Raw genomic sequence first — 16,606 nt, forward strand, 5'->3', positions numbered from 1 at the left:
GTGGGCCGGGTGGAAGGTCACCCAGTCTCTTCTCTCTTTAGGAAGGCGTAAAAAGCGAATGTCAGTTTACAGCATGACGGGCTATGCAAGCCTGCAGTCGAGCACCGCGCAGTCTGCCAGCGAAACCGAACCGTCGCGTGACAGCAGTTCGAGGCTCGGCATTGAAATCCGTTCCGTCAACAGCCGTTTCCTGGACCTGGCTTTTCGCTTGCCCGACGAATTGCGCCAAGCCGAGCCGGCGCTGCGCGAGTTGCTCACCGGCAAGCTCAAGCGCGGCAAGGTCGAGGTACGCGTCTCGTTTGAAAGCACGACGGCCAGCAACCTGCGCGCGCCTTCAGCCGCCACGCTGCAGCGACTGGGCTCGCTTGAAGACAACATCAAGTCATGGCTGCCGCAGGCTGCACCGCTCAGCGTGGCGGACGTGCTCCGGATTGCGACGAATGAAGATAAAAAACCGCACGACTACAGCGAAGAATTGCTGCAGACCGCCCGACAGGCGGTAAACGAATTGATGGCGGCACGTGAGCGCGAAGGCGCTCGCCTGAGCCTCATGCTGCTGGACAGGACCGCCCAATTGCGGGCGCTGGCCGAATCGGCTGTGCCTATGGTTCCGAAACTGGTTGAACAGCAAAAAACCCGCTTTCTGGATCGCTGGAAAGAAGCGCTGGCGCTGGGCAGCAGCAGTGTGCTGCCGGAAATCGCCCAAGACCGGGCGTTGACCGAGGCAACAGCGTTTGCCATCCGGATTGACGTGGCCGAGGAAATTACCCGCCTGGCATCGCACCTAGATGAAATCGACCGCCTTCTGGCCAGCGGCGGCGAACTGGGCAAGCGCCTGGACTTCCTGATTCAGGAACTCCACCGCGAAGCCAATACCCTGGGCTCCAAATCAGCGTCGCTGGAAATGACACGCGTGTCGGTCGACATGAAGGTGCTGATCGAGCAGATTCGCGAGCAGGTCCAGAACATCGAATAACACCGCTGACCTTCTACATCCTCTAAATCAATAGCAAACATCGCTCGCCCAGTATGGACTATCCCGGAAATCTATTTGTTGTTGCCGCCCCCAGCGGGGCTGGCAAATCCAGCTTGGTCAAAGCCCTGATGGAACTCGATTCAGCCATCCAGCCGGCGGTATCACACACAACCCGCCCGCCGCGCGGCCAGGAAAAGCATGGCAGGGAGTACTTTTTTCTCTCGACGGAAGAATTTGACAGCATGGTCAAGCGCGATGCTTTCCTGGAATGGGCGCATGTTCACGGCCACCGCTATGGGACGTCGCGCCACACGATTGAAGAGCGGGTAGCGCATGGCGCCGACGTGATTCTGGAAATCGATTTCCAGGGCGCCATCAACATCAAGCAAATTTTTTCCAATGCGATCCTTATTTTCATTCTTCCGCCAAGCTGGGAAGAACTGCGCTCTCGCCTGCAGCGTCGTGGCGAAGACAGTCCGGAAGTCATCGAGTTGCGGCTTCAGAATGCGGCCCTGGAAATGGTACAGGCGCAAAAATTCGACTTCGTTATAATCAATGAGTTGTTTGAGCGGGCAGTTTTCGACCTGAAAACCATCGTGCACGCCCAGCGGCTGAAATATTCAGCTCAGCGACGCGCCAGAGCCGAGACTTTCATGGCGCTTCACATTCCCTAAGTTACTGTCCCTAAGTCAACGATCACCTGAAAGAACACCATGGCCCGCATTACCGTCGAAGACTGCCTCGAAAAAATCCCGAACCGCTTCCAACTGGTTTTGGCTGCCACCTACCGCGCTCGCATGCTCAGTCAAGGCCATGCTGCCAGGATCGAAAGCAAAAACAAACCCGGTGTCACGGCCTTGCGGGAAATCGCCGCTGGCAAGGTGGGTCTGGAAATGTTGAAAAAAGTCCCAAATTAGATCTGTTGAATTTATCAAATAAAGCACCTTTCGAGGTGCTTTATTCATTTTTGAAGCTTACTAAAACCATTTGTCCTTGATTCTATTCAGGTAGCGTTACATTTAGGGATATGAACGCAATGCTGACGACCGCCGTTCCCCACAAGCCGACACCTGCCGCAGCCAATGCAGCGGCAGCAAGTTTTGCGGCCCTGACCGCCAAACTCGATTACCTGAACGCGGCTGACATAGAGAATGTCCGTCAGGCTTACCGCTTTGCCGATGAAGCCCACTTGGGACAATTGAGAAACAGCGGCGAGCCCTACATCACGCATCCGATTGCCGTGGCCCAGCAATGCGCCGAATGGAAACTCGATGCTCAGGCCCTTATGGCGGCGCTACTCCATGATGCAATGGAAGACTGCGATGTCAGCAAATCGGAGTTGATCGAGCGCTTTGGTGCGCCAGTGGCAGAACTGGTAGATGGACTAACCAAGCTGGAAAAACTCGAATTCAACACCCGCGAAGAAAACCAGGCAGAGTCTTTCCGCAAGATGCTGCTGGCCATGGCGCGTGATGTCCGGGTTATCCTGATCAAGCTGGCTGACCGCATTCACAACATGCGAACGCTTGGCGACGCACCCCGCACAAAGTGGAAAAGGATTGCCAGTGAAACGCTGGACATCTATGCCCCGATCGCCTACCGCCTGGGCTTGAATTCGACCTATCGCGAACTGCAGGATCGCTCGTTCCAGCACCTGCATCCATGGCGTTATGCAATTTTGGCCAAGGCCCTGACCCGCGCGCGGGGACGCAGGCGCGACGTGATCAAGCGGGTGCAGTCGGAAGTTGAGGCGGCTTTTGCCTCGGCACAGATTCCCGTGAGGATTTATGGGCGTGAAAAAACGCTTTATTCGATCTACCACAAGATGGATCAAAAACACCTGTCTTTTGCGCAAGTGACCGATCTGTACGGGTTTCGGGTGATCCTGAATGAAGTGACGACCTGCTACAGCGCCATGGGCATCCTGCACCAGCTCTACAAGCCCTTGCCGGGCAAGTTCAAGGACTACATTGCAATTCCCAAGGTCAATGGTTATCAGTCATTGCACACAACGCTGGTCGGCCCGTTTGGCACCAACATCGAGTTCCAGATGCGCACCGATGCGATGCACGTGGTGGCCGAAGCCGGCGTAGCGGCCCATTGGCTGTACAAGGCGTCCGATCCGAACAGCGACACATCGCAGCGCCTGGGAACCAAGTGGCTGCAGTCGCTCTTGGACATCCAGAACGAAACTCATGACGCTGCCGAGTTCTGGGACCATGTCAAGATCGATCTGTTTCCCGAAGCGGTCTACGTCTTTACCCCGAAAAGCCAGATTATGGCAATGCCCCGCGGAGCCACGATTGTCGACTTTGCCTATGCCATTCACAGCGATGTAGGCCACCATGCGATTGCCGCCAAGGTCAATGGCGAACAGGTTCCCCTGCGTACTGAATTGCTGAACGGCGATGTCATCGAAATCATCACCGCGCCAGTTTCTACACCAAACCCCGCTTGGCTGGGATTTGTCCGAACCGGCAAGGCGCGTTCAAAAATCCGCCATCACCTCAAAAGCATGGCCATCACGGAATCGCAGGAATTGGGTGAAAAAATGCTCGCCCAAGCGTTACGAGCCGAGGGGATAGACCGGCAGAGTCTTTCGGAAGATGACGACGCACATCATGCGATCTGGGAAAAAATACTTCGGTTTACCGGTAATCGTTCGCGCGCCGAATTGCTGACAGACATCGGCCTGGGCAAACGCATTGCAAGCATGATTGCCAAGCGCATCGTTTCTTTTCTGGCTGAAAAAGGCGAGAAACCTGATGCTTTGCTCATGAGCCGGGAACGCTATATTCCGCAGGAATCCATTGCCCAAGGCGGCTTGGTGCTTGATGGCAGCGAGAAAAGTTCTGTCCAGTTCGCCCGGTGCTGTAGCCCGATTCCCGGCGATGCCATCGTGGGCTATCTCGGTCGCGGTGAAGGGTTGCTCGTACACATCGAAGACTGCGTAGTGGCCAAGCGACTGCAGCTACGCGACATTGAACGCTTCATTGCAGTGGATTGGTCAGATGAACCCACCAGAACGTTTGAAACTACTCTTATGGTCACAGTCTCCAACGGCAAGGGCGTACTTGCTAAGGTGGCTGCCGCGCTCGCTAGCGCCGAGGTGGATATTACCCATGTGGACATGGGCCATGAGCCTGCAAATGGTGCCACGGACCTGCGTTTTAGCGTGGCAGTGCGCGACCGCGTTCACTTGGCTTCAGCGATGCGCAATGTCAAGCGTGCCCCGTCGGTGATTCGGGTGCAGCGATCCAAAGCCAGCACCTAAAAGTTGAGCTTTTGTTTTAAAGAATTAAAAGAATCATGCATGCCGGGCCGTTGTGCCAGGTTCGGGATAGTTTACTTTAAGCACTTCCAGTAACCGCGTTCCTTTGGGCGTGACCAGCGTCACTTCATCACCCGTCCGCGCTTTCAGCAAAGCACGTGCCACTGGCGAAATCCAGCTGATCTGCCCCTCCGTACTAACGGCTTCGTCAACACCCAGAATAGTCACCGTACTTTCGTGCCCCTGTTCGTCTATATAGGTGACCGAGGCACCAAAAAATACCTGATCATCACCATAGTGGATGCTAGGGTCGCTGATTTCGGCAATTTCTAGCCGCTGCGTCAAAAAGCGGATGCGTCGGTCTATTTCTCGAAGCCGCTTCTTGCCATACAGGTAATCGCCGTTTTCTGAACGGTCGCCATTGCTTGCCGCCCAGTGAACGATATCGACGATCTTGGGCCGCTCGTTGTCGATCAGATCATGTAATTCCAGCCGCAGGCGCTCATAGCCCTCAGGGGTGATGTAGTTCTTGCCGCTTGACAGCGGACGGGGCATGGGAAGTGCATCTTCATCGTCAGCATCGGTTTCTTTGGTGAAGGCTTTATTCATGCAGTAAGCAGAATAGCATTCACTTAGGCATTTTTAAAGGCTCAAACAATCCGAATAAAAATCTGAAACTTTTGTTACCGCTACACCAATATTACAAAGCAGCGCACTGAAATTTCTCACTCACATACGGAATTCGCTGCGTTTGAATAGATGCCTGCGACAAAGATGGTCTTGCAAAACTGAACAGTTCCAGACCAATTATTGAAATAGCTCATCTTGGGTAAAGATTTTTTGCATGGCGCGCTCGGCAAGGCAGGATTGCTGAGCAAAAAACGATCGCCATTCGCCTATGTTCTGCCTGTCATGCACAAGCCAAGTTGCTCAAAATCAGTCGAAGTGTGCGTTGCTGAAAGACTCGACCAGCAAGTAAAGATGACATTAAACGCATGCACCGCATAGATGAGTTGCGCTTGGACTGCCCTTTTTCGGGCAGTCTGCCTCAATGCGATGACGGTTTACTTGGAATCCCTGCGGGACCTCAAGCTAACAGGATAGTCACCCAGAACAGACTGCACCCATCAAAACCGTTTGACTGTTCAAACAAAGGCCCCAGCTCTGTTAACACCAGCGATACAAAGCTAAAAATTTACGAGGCCGATGTCTTTTTGAATAATAGCCGTGAGCTGTCGTAGCAATCTAGGGCTTTTTAGTAACTTGTAGGATATTGAGGCTGGAAAAAGGAAAACGGGTTACGAAATTTCTTTCATAACCCGTTCATTTTTTGGTGCGGCTGGCAGGAATTGAACCCACGACCCCTTGGTTCGTAGCCAAGTACTCTATCCAACTGAGCTACAGCCGCCAAGCTTCAAATTATAGCGTAGATATTGACACTGATTGATCGCGTTTAAGAAGAAAGTAAATTTCAGCTGATGCTGAAACATCTCAACACTCTGCATTTTGCGCGGCGTTAAACACTGCGTTAACGAGTTCCCCGAATTGGTAGGTCTTGTCCAGGAAGTCCTCGGCACCGGCTCCCAGATAGCACTTCCGGTAAACAAGGTCCGAATTGTTGCTAAAGATCACAAAGGCAATGTCAGGCGCGGCGTGACGAACTGCCCGCAAGACCTGCAGGCCAGAGCCCCCTTCGAGCTGAACGTCCAGCACTACCACGTCAGGATAAACGGCAAGAATGCCGTCTATTGAATCCTGGGGCGTTTCAGCCTGACCGACGATGACCATGGCGCTGGCTCCAAGCATCGACGCTACGCGCTCACGTACAAGAAGCGAATCGTCTGCAATAAAAATTCTTAATGCTGCATTTTCTGAACCCATCGCACTACTTTGCGGTACTTTTACGGCGCGCGCCATACGCGTTGCCTGAAAAGCAGCATCGGAAAATTCCGGACACGTCAAGAGATAGACGCCCACTACCGTTCAGCCAATCCTACAGGTCGAGCGTCAGGCAATAGTTTTTATCAACACCATTAATGAACGAAAAACATCTTTAAATTGATTCATGGCTCCAGCGGCTCGGTCACACCATGCTTGATGGCGTAACGAATCAGTTCACTCTGGTTTTGCAAATTCATCTTTTGCATGAGATTGGCTTTGTGCGTGCTAATGGTTTTAGCCGAAAGGTTCAGCCGTCCCGCGATGTCGGTGACCGACATGCCGATGGCAATCAAACGGAATACCTCAAACTCCCGGTCCGTCAGCCTTTCATGCGCTGCAGAGGATGACCCCAGCATGGAGCCAAGTGCCAGTTGCTCGGCAACCCCTGAACTGATGAAGGCGCCGCCTGCGGCAATTTTTCGCAGCACCTGCATCAGTTGCGTCGGCGCGCTTTCTTTGGTCAGGTAGCCGCTTGCACCAGACTTGATCGAGCGGACGGCGTACTGCAGTTCTTCGTGCATGCTGAGCACAAGAATACGGAGTTTTGGCTTTTCGCAACGCACCAGTTTGATCAGTTCCATGCCGCTTCGGCCCGGCATGGACAAGTCCAGAACCAGGACATCGAAATCAGACTCCCGCACTTGGCGCATGACCTCCGTTCCGTTGGATGCTTCCCCGACCACGGTCATGTCTTCCGCTGAGGTGACAATACGTTTTAGGCCCTCTCGCACAACGGCATGGTCATCGGCGATAACAATTCTGATCATTGCGGAACTCCCATCTCGTGCAGGGGAATGCTTACTTCAACGGTTGTTCCTTTCCCCCGCGCACTACGGATGGCAACGCTTCCACCAAGAAGTTGTGCCCGCTCGCGCAGACCCAGAAGTCCAAGCGACTGGGGCTTGCGCATACCCTTGCAAACAAATCCGCAGCCATCGTCTTCCACGCGCAGTCGTACCGTATCCAGGGTCTTGTCCAGCGTGACGATGACCTGGGAGGCAGCCGCATGCTTGGCAATGTTGTTAAGCGACTCCTGAACAATCCGGAACACGGCCGTTGCATATGGCTCAGGCAATTCAAGCGCTGGTTCGTCATTGACCGAAAGTGTGCAGGGCACACCGCAGCGCTGCATGAAACTGCTTGCAAGCCATTCAATTGCCGGCACCAGACCCAAATCATCGAGCATCAGCGGCCGTAGGTCGGCGGCCATTCTGCGCGTTGCAGCCACCGTGCGGTCAAGCATTTCCACCATCTCGGTCAGCTTGTCGATCACCCTCCCGGGAACGGATGAAGCGTGGTCGCGAACCCATATTGCGTCCATTTTCAGTGCAGTCAACGACTGCGCGAGTTCATCGTGTAACTCTCGGGCCAAACGCGCTTTTTCTTCTTCGCGGATCGCCTGTGCTGCGATTGCAAAGGCACGTCGTTCTTCCAACAGTTGTGCGGTTTCAGCTGGCATCAGAGGAATATTGACCCGAAGCGTTTTGTGCAGGAGTGGTAGTCCATGAAATTGATCCTGAAACTGATGACTGGCGGGCCACTTGTCGCCCACTCTTACAGTTTTTTTTGAATCGAGCTGAAAATGCATTTGGCTTTTCATGGTTACTCCGAAAATTATTTTGCTTGCCGTCATGACTTCAGGCTGTACGCTGCTTTTAATGCATTGCTGATCGCTACACCTGACAATACAAAGGCAAACGCACCTCTCTTTATTTACTCATGCGACGACCTTAAAGCAAATGGGAATGCAGTTTGTGGGATAGCAGGGGTTATCTACAAAACGTTATTGCGGTTACAGACTTTGCTACCCAGTTCAGATTAGCTTTTGCAATAAAAAATTGATACAACTCATTTCTTCTGAAAATAAATTATTTTTAATACCAAAAATTTCTGCCGCGCTGGCTGCATAAGCGCTAGCAGCTATTAATAAAATAGCAAAAAGCTGGGAGTTTTTGCCTTGATGTATGTCAAACTTGTTTTATTCTTGAAATTCGTGATGCACTTAATGAAATTTTCCACGGTATAAGATTGTTGAGGGTGTTACGGCGCTTGACTTGAATGAAGACAAGCAAGTCTGCGTACGCTTACGCTGAAACTTTCTATTTAAATTGGAGTAGTCATCATGTACAAGCGAATTCTTGTCGCTACCGACGGTTCGGATCTTTCAAAAACCGCCGTGGGCAGCGCTATTGAACTGGCAGCAGCCATAGGTGCCGAACTGGTCGCGCTTTATGTCGTACCGCGCTACCCGGTAAGTTATTTTGAAGGCGGCATCACCATTTCAGTTGAAGACATTGCGCGTACCGAGAAGCAATGGAGCGACAAGGGCCAGGCAGTTGTCGATGCCGTACAAGAACAAGCCAAGGCCCAAGATGTCATAGCCAAAGCGGTTGTGGCGCAATCTGACCTGATCGCCGAATCCATCATTTCCGCCGCTACAAAACATGGGTGTGACCTAGTAGTGATGGCGTCGCATGGCCGAAAAGGCATCAAACGGGTGCTGCTGGGCAGCGAAACTCAGCATGTACTGACACACAGCACCGTACCAGTCCTGGTCCTGCGCTAAGACGACTTTGGCAGAACCTCAATTCGCTTTCGGTAAAAGCCTTGTATCAAGCGCTGTCCGGCTAATCAGAAGATGAACTCGGAAAACAAAAAGGGCACCCTTGGAGTGCCCTTTTGTTGATTGCCTTAATGCTGGTGAACGCGTTCAGAGCGGCAATGGGTTACGCAGGCGAATGTGTAATTCGCGCAGTTGCTTTTCATCGACCGGGCTAGGTGCGTGGGTCAGCAGGCACTGCGCGCGCTGGGTTTTCGGGAAGGCGATCACGTCGCGGATGGACTCGGCACCGGTCATCATGGTAACGATGCGGTCCAGACCAAAGGCCAAACCGCCGTGCGGTGGCGCGCCATATTGCAGGGCATCCAGCAAAAAACCAAATTTCAACTGCGCTTCTTCAGGGCCAATGTTCAGCGCACTGAACACCTTGCTCTGCACATCGGCGCGGTGAATGCGCACCGAGCCGCCGCCCAGTTCCCAGCCATTGAGCACCATGTCGTAGGCCTTCGCGATGCAGCGGCCAGGGTCGGTGTCCATCCAGTCTTCATGGCCGTCCTTGGGAGCCGTGAAGGGATGGTGCACCGCGCTCCAGCGTTTGCCGTCTTCGTCGTACTCAAACATCGGAAAGTCAACCACCCACAGCGGTTTCCAGCCCTTGGTGAACAAACCGGTTTTTTTGCCGAAGGCACTGAGGCCAACCTTCAAGCGCAATGCGCCGATGCTGTCGTTGACCACCTTGGACTTATCAGCACCGAAAAACAGGATATCGCCGTTTTGCGCGCCGGTGCGCTTGAGGATTTCTGCCACCGCCGCATCATGGATGTTCTTGACGATGGGGCTTTGCAGGCCTTCACGACCCTTGGTGATGTCGTTGACCTTGATCCAGGCCAGGCCCTTGGCACCGTAGATCTTGACAAATTCGGTATAGGCGTCGATCTCGCTGCGGCTGATTTCAGCGCCACCAGGAACGCGCAAGGCAACGACGCGACCACCTACTGTGGTGGCGGGTGCACTGAAAACCTTGAAGTCAACATCCGCCATCACGTCGGTCAGTTCGGTGAATTCCATGCTGATACGCAGATCGGGCTTGTCCGAACCGTAGCGGTGCATGGCTTCGGCATAGGCCATGACCGGGAACTCGCCCAGGTCGGTGTTCAGCACCGTCTTGAACAGCCCGGTCATCATGTCCTGGAACATATCCCGGATTTCCTGCTCGCCCATGAACGACGTCTCGATATCGATCTGCGTGAATTCCGGCTGGCGGTCGGCGCGCAGGTCTTCATCGCGAAAGCATTTGGTGATCTGGTAGTAACGGTCAAAACCGGCCACCATCAACAATTGTTTGAATAACTGCGGGCTTTGCGGCAGGGCAAAAAACTGGCCCTCATTGACGCGACTCGGAACCAGATAGTCACGCGCGCCCTCGGGTGTGCTCTTGGTCAGCATCGGCGTTTCAATGTCGATGAATCCATTGGCATCGAGGAACTTGCGCGTTTCCATTGCCACGCGATAGCGCAGCATCAGGTTGTTCTGCATGTAGGGACGGCGCAGGTCAAGTACCCGATGCGTCAGCCGCGTGGTTTCCGACAGGTTGTCATCATCTAGCTGAAAAGGCGGGGTAACACTGGGGTTCAGCACGATCAATTCATGGCACAGCACTTCGACCTTGCCACTTTTCAGGCTGTCGTTGGCAGTGCCTTCCGGTCGGGCGCGCACCAAACCCTTGATTTGAACGCAAAACTCGTTGCGCACGTTTTCGGCAATGCCGAACATGTCGGCGCGGTCCGGATCGCACACCACCTGCACATAGCCTTCGCGGTCGCGCAGGTCAATGAAAATCACACCGCCATGGTCGCGCCGACGATTGACCCAGCCGCAAAGACTGACCGTCTGGTCCAACAGGCTTTCGGTCACCAGACCGCAATAAGTGGTGCGCATTTTAGCGCCTTGTGTTTCAGCGATAGCCATAAAAAATACTCGGGATGATCAGCGCTGTTGCGCTGTTTACAGGGGGGGATTGAGTGGGGCAACAGGACGGGTGGCCGGAACCACGACACCCATGGAGATGACATAAGTCAGTGCTTCATCAACACTCATTTTCAACTCAATGCATTCCGCTCTCTTGAGCATGACGAAATAGCCGCCGGTGGGATTTGGTGTGGTCGGCACATAGACGCTAACGTAATCCGCAGGCAAATGGTTCACAACATCGCCGCCTGGCGAGCCAGTAAGAAAACCGATTGTCCAGACGCCTTCACGGGGCCATTGCACCAGCAGGGCCTTGCGAAAGGCATTGCCGTTTTCGGAAAACAAGGTGTCGGAAACCTGCTTGACGCTGGAGTATATCGAGCGGACGATCGGAATGCGGCGCAGCAGGGCATTGCCAACCATTAGCAGTTTCCTGCCCAGGAAGTTGCTGGCAATAGCGCCCATCAACAGAACGATTCCAAGCGTCAGCAGCACGCCAAAACCGGGCAGATGAAAACCCAGCAGCCTGTCCGGGTGCCACGCAACAGGCAGGATCAGTAGAGTCTGGTCCAGCGTGGCCACAATCCAGTTAAGCACTGCCAGGGTGATGGCCAGCGGCACCAGCACCAGAAGTCCAGCCAACAGCCACCGGCGAATCGAGCTCATCATGACGATTTTTTGGGTGCGCCGTTGTTGCCGGTATTGCTGGTGCTAGGTGCGGGGGAAGAAGCCGTCGCCGATGGCGTTGCGGCCGGACTTGCTGCTGAACCACTACTCGCCCCAGCATTAGAGGAAGTATTGCCCGCATCTGCCGGGGCTGCGGCCTGTGCCTCGGCCGATTTGGCAGCAGGTGCACCGCTGTTGCCGCCCTTGAAATCCGTGACATACCAGCCGGAGCCCTTTAGCTGAAAACCAGCTGCAGTCAGTTGCTTCTTGAAGCTCGGTGCGTTGCATTGCGGGCATACTGACAAGGGAGCATCCGACATTTTTTGCAGTACATCCTTGGCGAATCCGCAGGATTCACATTTGTAGGCGTAGATAGGCATGGTGCTTAAGCTCGTTTTCCGGGGAGTTGCCGCCAGCAAAGGCCAGACGGTACAAAGCCTTTAATTATAGGGCTTGCCCGCCACGCGGACAAACTTCGCAGGCCTTGCCCGCCCAGGGGGATTTCGCATCAAAACAGGTGGATTCGCAAGACCATCTGCATGAAAATCAGCCCCAGAACGAAACCCATCCCACCGTAAATCAGGCTTTGCAGCAGCTTGTTGGTCCGCTTTTGTTCGGCCAGCAATTCGTTCAGATGCTTGTAGTTGGTTGGCGGCCCTGCCTTCAGGTACTGCGCCATGAGACGCGGCAACATGGGCAGCAATTTGGCATACAAAGGCGCTTCTGCCTTGAGTTGGGCAAGGAGTTTTTCAGGGCCGACCTGCTCCAGCATCCAGCGCTCGAGGAAAGGCTTGGCTGTGCTCCAGAGGTCCAGGTCAGGATCAAGGTCGCGTCCCAGTCCTTCAATGTTGAGCAGCGTTTTTTGCAGCAGAACCAGTTGCGGCTGGATTTCTACCTGAAAGCGGCGCGACGTCTGAAACAGCCGCATCAGCACGATGCCCAGTGAAAGCTCCTTAAGAGGCCTGTCGAACATCGGCTCGCAGCAGGCGCGAATGGCCGACTCCAGTTCGTCGACACGGGTGGCTGGCGGAACCCAGCCCGATTCGATATGCAGTTCAGCCACACGCTTGTAGTCGCGCTGGAAAAAGGCACTGAAGTTCTGCGCCAGGTATTCCTTGTCCACCTCGGTCAGCGTACCAACGATGCCGAAATCGAGGGAAATCAAGCGACCAAAGGTTTCTTGCGCCAGACTGACCTGGATATTGCCGGGGTGCATGTCGGCATGGAAGAAACCGTCGCGAAACACCTGGGTAAAAAACAGTGTGACGCCATCGCGCGACAGTTTTTTCATGTCAACGCCGGCATCGCGCAGGCGCTGGGTCTGGCCAATGGGAACCCCGTACATGCGCTGCATCACCATCACATCAGGCATACAGTAGTCCCAGTACATCTCGGGAATCATCACCAGATCAAGGCTTTGCATATTGCGCCGCAATTGCGCCGCGTTCGATGCCTCACGCAGCAGATCAAGTTCGTCGTGCAGGTACTTGTCGAACTCGGCCACCACCTCGCGCGGCTTGAGGCGCTTGCCGTCTTTTGACGCACGCTCGACCCAGCCCGCCATCATGCGCATCAGCGCCAGATCTTTTTTCAAAGCGGCAAGCATGTTGGGCCGCAGCACCTTGACCGCCACTTCGCGTCCGCCGGGCAGCGTGGCAAAGTGCACCTGCGCTATCGATGCGCTGGCGACCGGCGTCTGCTCGAAGGTTTCGAAAATGGAATCAATCGGTTTGCCAAAGGCTTTTTCAATGATCGCCACGGCGACAGCCGAAGGAAACGGTGGCACGCGGTCCTGCAGTCGCGCCAATTCATCAGAAATGTCAGGAGGCAGCAAGTCACGGCGGGTGGAAAGCACCTGACCAAACTTGACAAAAATCGGCCCCAGTTGTTCAAGCGCCTGCCGAAGACGTTCCCCTCGGGGGGCTTTGAGATTGCGCCCGAAGGACACGATGCGTGAAAGTAGACGAATCCATGGCTTCTCGAAACTTGACAGGACCAGTTCGTCCAACCCGAACCGCAACACGGTCCAGACAATGATGAAACCCCGAAAGATCCGGCTCATGCAGCAGTCCCGGGCGGTATGGGAAATGACTCGCCTTCCTGAGGCGGCAAGCTGGTGTCGCCGGGAGGCAGGGAACCACCGGCTGACTTACCGTGTCCGGTGGACTCAGCAGAATCTGCAGCCACCTCGGCAGGCAAGGGGCGGGTCGTCGATGTGGGCGACGATTGCGCTGCCGGTGCAGTCCTGCGCGGTGGCATGGGAGTGGCGGCGGCGGCGGCTTGGGGGGGTGTAGCTGTAGACTGCGCAGCAGATGCCAGTGGTCCCTTGGTCAAGAACTGCCTCAGACCGGAAGCCAATCGTCGTCCGGCGTCGGCCAGCGCGTGGGCTGACGCATCGCCGATCAGGCGGGACAGGTCTTCTTCTGCGTCCCAACGCAAATTTTCAGCCAGCCAGCCTATATCGGCCGCCAGTTGCACATCGCCGTCGATCTTGACGGCAGGTGTCTTTCCCGCCAGCACCGACTGCACTGCTGCCAGAGGCGATTCAGCGGCAACCGACAGAATCAGGTCAGGCGTTGAAAATTCAGCCGCACGGTCCACCAGACCAGCTGGAGTAACTATTAAATCAATAGCAAACAAACCCCAGCGCAAATGCACTACACGGCCTTTTTGACGCAAAAGCCGTTCCTGGGCCTGCTTTTCCTGCAGAAGAACATGATTGAGAAAAAGCACCAGTCGCTGCTGTCCTTCGTCAACCACCCATGCAGGAGGCTGAAAACGGGTGGCGATGGATTTCAGAAATGAAAAAGGAGACGTGTTATTCATACGTCTCCGATTTTGCAGGATAAAAAGCCCTTGAGGCCTAATGTCCCTGGCTTGGCCTTAAGGTATTACTGCTTGCTTGAAAACCCGATTACTGCAAGGCCTGAACACCGGCAACCAGCCAGCCACTGCCGCCAACACGGGGCTTGGTCATGTTCCAGACTTCCCGGAATGGACTGGCGCCGCTGGAGGCGTCTTCCTTGATCATGCCGGAGAACTCGACGCTGGCCATGTACACGTCGCTCATTTCCTCAATACCCAACAACTGCGCATCGAGCATGACCACCTCGGTCTTGTTGGATGTGCCGCCCGTATGGGTTTCGCGGTCTGCCAGTTGCGTCTTGATCTGCTCCAGCATGTCGTCGGTCATCATGGACCGCAGGTTCTGGATGTCGGAACGGTCCCAGGCGTCCTGAAGAGTCACGAAATTCGACTTGCAGGCCTTGAGGAAGCCTTCGGCGTCGAAGCCGGCAGGCACGCCCCATGACTGCGAACCCGTCAGGCCAGAACCGATCATCGAGCCACCTGCTGCAGGCGCAACCGCATTGCTGTCAAAAGCTGTTGCGCTGCGTTCCCAGGGACGTGCCGACGCGTCGTTACCCACATTGGCCGGGCTGTAGCTACGGGCCGTCGTGGCTTCAGGCGCATTGCCAGCACCCTGGAAGGCGAAAGGCGACTGCGACCGCGTGGCGCCCGGCGAATTCGCCGCGCCCCCCTTGAGTCGGCGCATGACAAAGCCAATTACCACCATGACCACCAGCGCCAACAAGGCGAACATGATGATCTGGCCGAAAGCGCCGCCCAGCCCCAGCGACGATGCCAACCAAGCCAGTCCTAGTCCGGCAGCCAAACCGCCAAGCATGGCGCCCCATGGTTTTTTCGGTGCGGCAGCTGCGGCAGCGCCTGCACCTCCAGCCGGAGTTGATGCATTGTTGGCAGGTGCCTGGCGCTGCGTCACGTTGGACGACTGCTTGCCAAAGGACCCGCCGCCGCCCATACGCTTGGCGTCCGCCGGCGCGCCAGACAGGGTAAGGGTTACCGCAAAAACTGCGGAAAGAATGACCTGCCAAATTTTCATGTCGTCTCCTTCATCAAACCAATTAAAACCCGATCACGGCAAGAAGCCGCAAAACCTGTCAGCACTTGATTCCAACATGCAATGCCACCATCCCGCCTGACATGTTGTGATAATCCACATGGCCAAAGCCAGTATTTTTCATAAGGGTTTTCAACTCTTCCTGGCTCGGATGCATGCGGATGGACTCGGCCAGATATTGATAGCTGGCATCGTCATTGGCCACCACTTTGCCGATCTTGGGCAGGACCTTGAACGAATACCAGTCATAAAGCTTTTCAAGCGGCTTGGCCACCTTGGAAAACTCCAGCACCAGCAGCTTGCCGCCGGGCTTGAGCACCCTGCTCATTTCCTTAAGAGCCACATCCTTGTGCGTCATGTTGCGCAGGCCAAAGGCCACGGTGACGACATCAAAGCCGGCATCGGGAAAAGGAAGTGCTTCAGCGTCACACACCAGCGTTGGCAGGCACACGCCGGCGTCCAATAGTCGGTTGCGCCCTTCCCTGAGCATGGCTTCATTGATGTCGGTATGCACCACGCGCCCGGTGGTGCCCACCTTGGGCGCAAACGCCAGCGCCAGATCGCCCGTGCCGCCCGCAATGTCGAGCACCTGCTGGCCTTCCTTGACATTGGCGACCAGCACGGTGTAGGCCTTCCATGCGCGGTGCAGACCCATCGACATCAGGTCGTTCATCACATCGTATTTGGGGGCGACGGAATCGAACACGCTTCGCACACGACGCGCCTTGTCCTGCTCGTCTACCGATTCAAAACCAAAGTGGGTAGTTGTCATAAGGTGAATGCTAGATGGAAAAGTGCCAGTTGACAGCGACAACCCTGTACTGACTCAGGTCATTGGAGGGGAAATTTTTCGTAAGAATCAATGGCGCCACACAAGCCATGCCGGGTTAGTGGCTGCTGCAGCCCTGCCCGCCCGCCACAGCCATGGGCGCGTCACGCGCCACGCCAGCGGCTTGCAGCCTGCGCTCGTAGTCGCCCCAGAGCTGGCTTTGGTCATTGCCCAAGTGGTACAGATAGTCCCAGGTGAACAGCCCACTCTCGTGGCCATCGGAAAACACCGGCTTGACGGCGTAATTGCCAATCGGCTCCAGCGCCACCACATCGACCTCGCGTTTGCCGGTCTGCAGGATTTCCTGCCCGGGACCATGGCCCTGCACTTCTGCCGATGGCGAATAGATGCGCATCAACTCGAAAGGAATCCTGAACTGCGCGCCGTCTGAAAAAGCGACTTCGAGAAGGCGCGATTGGCTGTGAACTGTCAGCGCCGTGGGGGTCGGCGACCCGGATTGAAGACCTGCCATCGGG

General features: G+C 55.2%; 17 protein-coding genes and 1 tRNA gene. 5 read left to right on the forward strand and 13 right to left on the reverse strand.

From position 1 onward, the window contains the following. Positions 1–58: 58 nt before the first annotated feature. The 4 genes from H4V98_RS17560 (at position 59) to H4V98_RS17575 (ending at position 4,250) form a co-directional block, all read left to right on the forward strand. Entirely contained in the window at positions 59–976 is a 918-nt protein-coding gene (locus tag H4V98_RS17560; RefSeq protein WP_196862181.1) for a YicC/YloC family endoribonuclease, read from the forward strand. A gap of 53 nt (positions 977–1,029) precedes the next feature. Then, positions 1,030–1,650, forward strand: a complete 621-nt coding sequence (gene gmk, locus H4V98_RS17565; RefSeq protein WP_196862180.1) for a guanylate kinase — start codon at positions 1,030–1,032, stop codon at positions 1,648–1,650. A gap of 39 nt (positions 1,651–1,689) precedes the next feature. Continuing rightward, positions 1,690–1,893, forward strand: a complete 204-nt coding sequence (rpoZ, locus tag H4V98_RS17570) for a DNA-directed RNA polymerase subunit omega (RefSeq protein WP_029523754.1) — start codon at positions 1,690–1,692, stop codon at positions 1,891–1,893. Between the two features lie 119 nt (positions 1,894–2,012). Continuing rightward, positions 2,013–4,250: a bifunctional (p)ppGpp synthetase/guanosine-3',5'-bis(diphosphate) 3'-pyrophosphohydrolase gene (locus tag H4V98_RS17575; protein ID WP_196862179.1), complete on the forward strand. Its 2,238-nt coding sequence runs from the start codon at positions 2,013–2,015 to the stop codon at positions 4,248–4,250. 33 nt (positions 4,251–4,283) lie between these two features. Here the strand turns inward: H4V98_RS17575 and greB are convergent, their stop codons facing one another. The 5 genes from greB to H4V98_RS17600 form a co-directional block, all read right to left on the reverse strand. Then, positions 4,284–4,856 (reverse strand): transcription elongation factor GreB, encoded by a 573-nt coding sequence (gene greB / locus H4V98_RS17580; protein ID WP_196862178.1) that lies wholly within the window; start codon positions 4,854–4,856, stop codon positions 4,284–4,286. Positions 4,857–5,578: 722 nt separating this feature from the next. Beyond that, a tRNA-Arg gene (locus tag H4V98_RS17585) sits at positions 5,579–5,655 on the reverse strand. Between the two features lie 83 nt (positions 5,656–5,738). Beyond that, positions 5,739–6,164: a response regulator gene (locus H4V98_RS17590; protein ID WP_231374541.1), complete on the reverse strand. Its 426-nt coding sequence runs from the start codon at positions 6,162–6,164 to the stop codon at positions 5,739–5,741. 146 nt (positions 6,165–6,310) lie between these two features. After that, entirely contained in the window at positions 6,311–6,955 is a 645-nt protein-coding gene (locus H4V98_RS17595; protein WP_196862177.1) for a response regulator transcription factor, read from the reverse strand. Then, entirely contained in the window at positions 6,952–7,788 is an 837-nt protein-coding gene (locus tag H4V98_RS17600) for a sensor histidine kinase (protein ID WP_231374542.1), read from the reverse strand. Before H4V98_RS17600 ends, H4V98_RS17595 begins: the two co-directional genes overlap by 4 nt. Positions 7,789–8,310: 522 nt before the next feature. On the opposite strand from H4V98_RS17600, the gene H4V98_RS17605 reads away from it, so the two are divergent. Further along, positions 8,311–8,754, forward strand: coding sequence for a universal stress protein (locus H4V98_RS17605; protein WP_196862175.1), 444 nt, complete (start codon positions 8,311–8,313; stop codon positions 8,752–8,754). A 144-nt stretch (positions 8,755–8,898) separates the two neighbouring features. On the opposite strand, the gene aspS is transcribed toward H4V98_RS17605, so the two are convergent. From aspS to H4V98_RS17645, 8 genes are all read right to left on the reverse strand, one after another. Continuing rightward, a complete protein-coding gene (gene aspS, locus H4V98_RS17610) occupies positions 8,899–10,716 on the reverse strand; it encodes an aspartate--tRNA ligase (RefSeq protein ID WP_196862174.1) in 1,818 nt (605 codons plus the stop codon). A 36-nt stretch (positions 10,717–10,752) separates the two neighbouring features. Next, complete coding sequence (locus H4V98_RS17615; RefSeq protein WP_196862173.1) at positions 10,753–11,382, reverse strand: DUF502 domain-containing protein; 630 nt, start codon at positions 11,380–11,382, stop codon at positions 10,753–10,755. Next, entirely contained in the window at positions 11,382–11,762 is a 381-nt protein-coding gene (locus tag H4V98_RS17620; RefSeq protein ID WP_196862172.1) for an FmdB family zinc ribbon protein, read from the reverse strand. The genes H4V98_RS17615 and H4V98_RS17620 overlap by 1 nt, the downstream gene beginning before the upstream one ends. A gap of 128 nt (positions 11,763–11,890) precedes the next feature. Next, positions 11,891–13,444 carry a ubiquinone biosynthesis regulatory protein kinase UbiB gene (ubiB, locus tag H4V98_RS17625; RefSeq protein WP_196862171.1) on the reverse strand — a complete coding sequence of 518 codons (1,554 nt, stop codon included), beginning with the start codon at positions 13,442–13,444 and terminating at the stop codon, positions 11,891–11,893. Then, the gene (locus H4V98_RS17630) at positions 13,441–14,208 is read right to left on the reverse strand and encodes a hypothetical protein (RefSeq protein ID WP_231374543.1); all 768 of its coding nucleotides are present in this window, start codon (positions 14,206–14,208) and stop codon (positions 13,441–13,443) included. The genes ubiB and H4V98_RS17630 overlap by 4 nt, the downstream gene beginning before the upstream one ends. A gap of 88 nt (positions 14,209–14,296) precedes the next feature. Next, positions 14,297–15,283 (reverse strand): TIM44-like domain-containing protein, encoded by a 987-nt coding sequence (locus tag H4V98_RS17635; protein WP_196862170.1) that lies wholly within the window; start codon positions 15,281–15,283, stop codon positions 14,297–14,299. Between the two features lie 58 nt (positions 15,284–15,341). Further along, on the reverse strand, positions 15,342–16,073 hold the full coding sequence (ubiE, locus tag H4V98_RS17640) for a bifunctional demethylmenaquinone methyltransferase/2-methoxy-6-polyprenyl-1,4-benzoquinol methylase UbiE (RefSeq protein ID WP_196862169.1): 732 nt from the start codon (positions 16,071–16,073) through the stop codon (positions 15,342–15,344). Between the two features lie 115 nt (positions 16,074–16,188). Next, entirely contained in the window at positions 16,189–16,602 is a 414-nt protein-coding gene (locus tag H4V98_RS17645; RefSeq protein WP_196862168.1) for a DUF971 domain-containing protein, read from the reverse strand. Positions 16,603–16,606: the final 4 nt, after the last annotated feature.

Origin of the sequence: Polaromonas sp. CG_23.6 (assembly GCF_029892315.1) — a bacterium.
Lineage (GTDB): Bacteria > Pseudomonadota > Gammaproteobacteria > Burkholderiales > Burkholderiaceae_C > Polaromonas.

Bases quoted from the DNA above. Each gene is read 5' to 3' on its own strand.
- H4V98_RS17560 (WP_196862181.1), top strand. From the start codon at position 59: ATGTCAGTTTACAGCATGACGGGCTATGCAAGCCTGCAGTCGAGCACC.
- gmk (WP_196862180.1), top strand. From the start codon at position 1,030: ATGGACTATCCCGGAAATCTATTTGTTGTTGCCGCCCCCAGCGGGGCT.
- rpoZ (WP_029523754.1), top strand. From the start codon at position 1,690: ATGGCCCGCATTACCGTCGAAGACTGCCTCGAAAAAATCCCGAACCGC.
- H4V98_RS17575 (WP_196862179.1), top strand. From the start codon at position 2,013: ATGCTGACGACCGCCGTTCCCCACAAGCCGACACCTGCCGCAGCCAAT.
- greB (WP_196862178.1), bottom strand. From the start codon at position 4,856: ATGAATAAAGCCTTCACCAAAGAAACCGATGCTGACGATGAAGATGCA.
- H4V98_RS17590 (WP_231374541.1), bottom strand. From the start codon at position 6,164: ATGGCGCGCGCCGTAAAAGTACCGCAAAGTAGTGCGATGGGTTCAGAA.
- H4V98_RS17595 (WP_196862177.1), bottom strand. From the start codon at position 6,955: ATGATCAGAATTGTTATCGCCGATGACCATGCCGTTGTGCGAGAGGGC.
- H4V98_RS17600 (WP_231374542.1), bottom strand. From the start codon at position 7,788: ATGAAAAGCCAAATGCATTTTCAGCTCGATTCAAAAAAAACTGTAAGA.
- H4V98_RS17605 (WP_196862175.1), top strand. From the start codon at position 8,311: ATGTACAAGCGAATTCTTGTCGCTACCGACGGTTCGGATCTTTCAAAA.
- aspS (WP_196862174.1), bottom strand. From the start codon at position 10,716: ATGGCTATCGCTGAAACACAAGGCGCTAAAATGCGCACCACTTATTGC.
- H4V98_RS17615 (WP_196862173.1), bottom strand. From the start codon at position 11,382: ATGAGCTCGATTCGCCGGTGGCTGTTGGCTGGACTTCTGGTGCTGGTG.
- H4V98_RS17620 (WP_196862172.1), bottom strand. From the start codon at position 11,762: ATGCCTATCTACGCCTACAAATGTGAATCCTGCGGATTCGCCAAGGAT.
- ubiB (WP_196862171.1), bottom strand. From the start codon at position 13,444: ATGAGCCGGATCTTTCGGGGTTTCATCATTGTCTGGACCGTGTTGCGG.
- H4V98_RS17630 (WP_231374543.1), bottom strand. From the start codon at position 14,208: ATGAATAACACGTCTCCTTTTTCATTTCTGAAATCCATCGCCACCCGT.
- H4V98_RS17635 (WP_196862170.1), bottom strand. From the start codon at position 15,283: ATGAAAATTTGGCAGGTCATTCTTTCCGCAGTTTTTGCGGTAACCCTT.
- ubiE (WP_196862169.1), bottom strand. From the start codon at position 16,073: ATGACAACTACCCACTTTGGTTTTGAATCGGTAGACGAGCAGGACAAG.
- H4V98_RS17645 (WP_196862168.1), bottom strand. From the start codon at position 16,602: ATGGCAGGTCTTCAATCCGGGTCGCCGACCCCCACGGCGCTGACAGTT.